We start from the raw sequence: 4,999 nt of genomic DNA, 5'->3' as shown, positions 1-4,999 counted from the left end.
TTTGGGTGGGCGAAAGGGAGAATTGTCGGCCTGGAAAAAATCATCTGTTAACACTATATTTAGTGTTTGCAGGCAGGCTAGACGCTAGATAATGTGAACCTCCCTCTACGGAGGGAATCGATCAAAGTTTCAGTTTAGGGACCCGCGAGGGTCGGCCTGCAGCCTGGGCAAATGCCTGGGAAAGCCTTCTGCTGCCTGCATGCCGGCGCCTGCGACGAGGAGAGTGCCGGCGTTGCTCGCAATGCCGGCAAACGGCGGACTGCGCTTTTCGCCATGTGGGGCAGAAATCCCCGGGGAAAGGCGCTATATATAGACACAAAGGGACCGGACCAATGCGCATCGAGCGTCGCTTCACCAAGCCAGAGCAATCAGCCTATGCGGAGATCGAATTCCGCAAGGCCCTGTCGGAGATCAAGAATCCCGACGGCTCGGTCGTGTTCCGCCTCGACAACATCGATGTGCCGGCGCAGTTCAGCCAGGTCGCCGCCGACATCCTGGCCCAGAAATATTTTCGCAAGGCCGGCGTGCCGGCTCGGCTGAAGAAGGTCGAGGAGAACGACGTCCCCTCCTTCCTGTGGCGCTCGATCGCCGACGAGGCTGAGCTCGCCAAGCTGCCCGAGGCCGAGCGCTACGGTTCGGAAACCGACGCCCGCCAGGTCTTCGATCGTCTCTCCGGCACCTGGACCTATTGGGGCTGGAAGGGCGGCTACTTCAAGTCGGAGGAAGACGCGCGCGCCTTCCGCGACGAGCTTGCCTATATGCTCGCCACCCAGCGCGTCGCGCCGAACTCGCCGCAATGGTTCAACACTGGCCTGCACTGGGCCTATGGCATCGACGGCCCGAGCCAGGGCCACTTCTATGTCGACCCCTTCACCGGCAAGCTGACCAAGTCGAAGTCGGCCTACGAGCATCCGCAGCCGCATGCCTGCTTCATCCAGAGCGTGCAGGACGACCTCGTCAACGAGGGCGGCATCATGGATCTGTGGGTGCGCGAGGCGCGCCTGTTCAAATACGGCTCCGGTACCGGTTCGAACTTCTCGATGCTGCGCGGCGAAGGCGAGAAGCTTTCCGGCGGCGGCCGCTCCTCCGGCCTGATGAGCTTCCTCAAGATCGGCGACCGCGCCGCGGGCGCCATCAAGTCGGGCGGCACGACGCGCCGCGCCGCCAAGATGGTCATCGTCGACGCCGACCACCCCGACATCGAGCAGTTCATCGACTGGAAGGTCAATGAAGAGCAGAAGGTCGCCTCGCTGGTGACCGGCTCCAAGATCGTCAAGAAGCACCTCGAAGCCATCATGAAGGCCTGCGTCAATTGCGAAGGCAATGGCGACGACTGCTTCGACCCGGCGCTGAACACCGCGCTGAAGCGCGAGATCAAGGCGGCCAAGAAGGACGCCGTGCCGGAGAACTACATCTACCGCGTCATCCAGTTCGCCAAGCAAGGCTACACCTCGATGGCGTTCAACACCTACGACACCGACTGGGATTCGGACGCCTATCTCACCGTCTCCGGCCAGAACTCCAACAACTCGGTGTCGCTGAAGGACAATTTCCTGCGCGCCGTCGAGGCCGATGGCGACTGGCAGCTCACCGCCCGCAAGGACGGCAAGGTGCTGAAGACGCTGAAGGCGCGCGACCTGTGGGAAAAGATCGGCTACGCCGCCTGGGCGTCGGCCGATCCGGGCCTGCACTTCAACACGACGATGAACGACTGGCACACCTGCGCCTCTGCCGGTGCGATCCGGGCCTCCAACCCGTGCTCGGAATACATGTTCCTCGACGACACGGCCTGCAATCTCGCTTCGATCAACCTGCTGCCCTACCGCAGGGAAGACGGCACGATCGACATCGCCGCTTACGAGCACACCGTTCGCCTGTGGACCGTCGTGCTCGAAATCTCGGTGATGATGGCGCAGTTTCCGTCCAAGGAGATCGCCAAGCTCTCCTACGACTACCGCACGCTCGGCCTCGGCTACGCAAATATCGGCGGCCTGCTGATGACCTCGGGCATTCCTTACGACTCCGACGAGGGCCGCGCGATCTGCGCCGCGCTCACCGCGATCATGACCGGCGTCGCCTACTCGACCTCGGCCGAGATGGCTTCCGAGCTCGGCGCCTTCCCGGACTATGACCGCAACGCCCAGAACATGCTGCGCGTCATGCGCAACCATCGCTGCGCTGCCTATGGCGACAAGGACGGCTACGAAAAACTCGCCGTCAACCCGGTGCCTCTCGTCGCCTCTGACCTGAAGCAGCCGGCTTTGGCGGAGCATGCCCGCGCTGCCTGGGACCGCGCCATCGAGCTCGGCGAGGAGCACGGCTACCGCAACGCGCAGGCGACGGTGATCGCGCCGACCGGCACGATCGGCCTGGTCATGGATTGCGACACCACAGGCATCGAGCCCGACTTCGCCCTGGTGAAGTTCAAGAAGCTCGCCGGCGGCGGCTACTTCAAGATCATTAACCGCGCCGTGCCGGAAGCGCTGAGGACGCTCGGCTATTCCGAAAGCCAGATCGCCGAGATCGAGGCCTACGCCGTCGGCCACGGCAACCTCAACCAGGCGCCGGGCATCAACCCGTCGACACTGAAGGCCAAGGGCTTCACCGACGAAAAGATCGCGGCGCTGAATGCGGCGCTGAAGTCGGCCTTCGACATCAAGTTCGTGTTCAACCAGTGGACGCTCGGCGCCGACTGGGTGAAGGAAACGCTCGGCTTCACCGACGAGCAGCTCGGCGACATCTCCTTCGAGATGCTGCCGGCCCTCGGCTTCTCGAAGAAGGACATCGACGCCGCCAACATCCATGTCTGCGGTGCGATGACCCTTGAGGGAGCACCATTTCTAAAAGACCAGCACCTGCCGGTGTTCGACTGCGCCAGCCCCTGCGGCAAGATCGGCAAGCGCTCGCTCTCGATCCAGAGCCACATCCTGATGATGGCGGCCGCCCAGCCCTTCATCTCGGGCGCCATCTCCAAGACCATCAACATGCCGAACGAGGCGACGGTCGAGGACGCGAAGAACGCCTACATGCTGTCCTGGAAGCTGGCGCTGAAGGCCAATGCGCTCTATCGCGACGGCTCGAAGCTGTCGCAGCCGCTCAACGCCTCGCTGCTCGCCGATGGCGAGGAGGACGAGGACGAGGCGGTCGAGCAGCTGATCGCGGCACCCGCCGCGCAGCGCGCCGTGCAGGTGACGGAAAAGATCGTCGAGCGCGTCATCGAGCGTCTCTACCGCGACCGCGAAAAACTGCCGAACCGCCGCAAGGGTTATACGCAGAAGGCCGTCGTCGGCGGCCACAAGGTGTATCTCCGCACCGGAGAATTCGATGACGGTCGTCTCGGCGAGATCTTCATCGACATGCACAAGGAGGGCGCTGCCTTCCGCGCGATGATGAATAACTTCGCCATCGCCATCTCGCTCGGCCTGCAATACGGCGTGCCGCTCGACGAATATGTCGAGGCCTTCACCTTCACCAAGTTCGAGCCGGCCGGCATGGTGCAGGGCAACGACGCGATCAAGAACGCGACGTCGATCCTCGACTACGTGTTCCGCGAGCTTGCCGTCTCCTATCTCGGCCGCCACGACCTCGCCCATGTCGACCAGTCGGATTTCGACAAGACGGCGCTCGGCCGCGGCATCACCGAAGGCAAGGCGACGCCCTTCTCCAAGGGCCTCTATCGCGGCGCCTCGCCGGTGAAGCTGGTGTCGGGCATCGGCAGCGAGCCCAAGGGCTTTGGCGGGTCAACGTCGACGCCTGCCCCTGCCCGCGCCGCGCCGACCGCCTTCGCCGGCTCCAACGTGCTGGCGCTGAAGCCGGCCAGCGACGAGGCGCTCGCCTACAAGCGCGACTATGAGGAGCGCGCCAGGGAACTGGCCGAAGACATGGTGGAAGAAGAAGCCGAGGCCGCCGGCGGCGCCGAAGCTCTCTTCACCGACGCCGCCGCCAACGAGGCGGCCGAGGCGAAAAAGCTCGCCGCGACCCGCCGCCAGCAGTCGCTGCTCCAGGGCTACACCGGTAACGAATGCTCCGAGTGCCACAACTTCACCATGGTGCGAAACGGCACCTGCGAGAAGTGCGATACGTGCGGTTCGACGAGCGGGTGCAGCTGAGAATCTAGATGCCGCCCCGGCTTACGGTCCGCGAAGTAATTCGCATGCTGGAGGCCGACGGTTGGTATCTGGTTGCAACCAAAGGCAGCCATCGCCAATATAAGCACAAAATCAAAGCCGGCCGCGTCACCGTGGCCGGCAAGCCGTCTGAAGAGGTTGCGCCAGGAACGCTGAACAGCATTCTCAAGCAGTCCGGCTTAAAGGAGTGATGGCATGCGCTACGCGGTGGTGATCGAAAAAGCCGGAAGCAACTTTTCCGCATATGTTCCTGACCTGCCAGGCTGCATCGCGACAGGTGCAACAGTGCCTGAAGTGGAGAACGAAATCCGCGACGCAATTCGTTTCCACATAGAGGGTCTGCGCGCCGATGGGCTGGAAGTTCCCAAGGCAGTCAGTCTCGCTGAGTATGTTGAAGCATAGCCGACTGACAGGCGCTGCGGCCCGGTAGCGGCGCTTTGCTATGATCGACCACATCACCATCGAAGTCAGCGACCTCGCCAAGAGCAAGCTCTTCTACGAACAGGCCTTCACGCCGTTGGGGTATCGCCTTTCCTTCGGCAAGCACGGCATTTTCTGGGCCTTCGATGTCGGCAATGGCTGCCTGTTCGAGATCCAGAGCACGGGCGAGAAGCCGCCGCTCACCCATCTGCATGTCGCGTTTCGGGTGAAGAGCAAGGCGGAGGTCGATGCGTTCCATCGCGCGGCGCTCGCGGCGGGCGCGACGGACAACGGCGCGCCGGGGCGGCGCCCGGATTATGCGGAAAATTACTACGCCTGCTTTGTGCTTGACCCCGATGGCTACAACATCGAGGCGATGATCAACGAGGGGTGACACGCGCGCGCTCCTTCTCCCCTTTTGGGAGAAGGTGGATCGGCGCGCAGCGCCGAGA

4 protein-coding genes are annotated in these 4,999 nt (G+C 63.1%); all 4 read left to right on the top strand.

Annotation, left to right across the window (positions count from 1 at the left end; genetic code table 11):
* Nucleotides 1-332: 332 nt before the first annotated feature.
* The 4 genes from EOA27_RS21580 to EOA27_RS21565 are packed head-to-tail and all read left to right on the top strand — an operon-like array spanning nt 333 to nt 4,941.
* On the top strand, nt 333-4,109 hold the full coding sequence (locus tag EOA27_RS21580) for a vitamin B12-dependent ribonucleotide reductase (RefSeq protein ID WP_126082530.1): 3,777 nt from the start codon (nt 333-335) through the stop codon (nt 4,107-4,109).
* 8 nt (nt 4,110-4,117) lie between these two features.
* Nucleotides 4,118-4,318, top strand: coding sequence for a type II toxin-antitoxin system HicA family toxin (locus tag EOA27_RS21575; RefSeq protein WP_126082529.1), 201 nt, complete (start codon nt 4,118-4,120; stop codon nt 4,316-4,318).
* Nucleotides 4,319-4,322: 4 nt separating this feature from the next.
* Nucleotides 4,323-4,529, top strand: coding sequence for a type II toxin-antitoxin system HicB family antitoxin (locus tag EOA27_RS21570; RefSeq protein WP_126082528.1), 207 nt, complete (start codon nt 4,323-4,325; stop codon nt 4,527-4,529).
* A gap of 40 nt (nt 4,530-4,569) precedes the next feature.
* Entirely contained in the window at nt 4,570-4,941 is a 372-nt protein-coding gene (locus EOA27_RS21565; protein ID WP_126082527.1) for a VOC family protein, read from the top strand.
* The last annotated feature ends 58 nt before the right edge of the window (nt 4,942-4,999 follow it).

Source organism: Mesorhizobium sp. M2A.F.Ca.ET.037.01.1.1, from assembly GCF_003998075.1.
In the GTDB taxonomy this organism is placed as follows: Bacteria; Pseudomonadota; Alphaproteobacteria; order Rhizobiales; family Rhizobiaceae; genus Mesorhizobium.
Note: the sequence above shows the minus strand (reverse complement) of the source record. Positions and strands in the feature narration are given on the sequence as shown.

Bases quoted from the DNA above. Each gene is read 5' to 3' on its own strand.
- EOA27_RS21565 (WP_126082527.1), top strand. From the start codon at position 4,570: ATGATCGACCACATCACCATCGAAGTCAGCGACCTCGCCAAGAGCAAG.
- EOA27_RS21575 (WP_126082529.1), top strand. From the start codon at position 4,118: ATGCCGCCCCGGCTTACGGTCCGCGAAGTAATTCGCATGCTGGAGGCC.
- EOA27_RS21570 (WP_126082528.1), top strand. From the start codon at position 4,323: ATGCGCTACGCGGTGGTGATCGAAAAAGCCGGAAGCAACTTTTCCGCA.
- EOA27_RS21580 (WP_126082530.1), top strand. From the start codon at position 333: ATGCGCATCGAGCGTCGCTTCACCAAGCCAGAGCAATCAGCCTATGCG.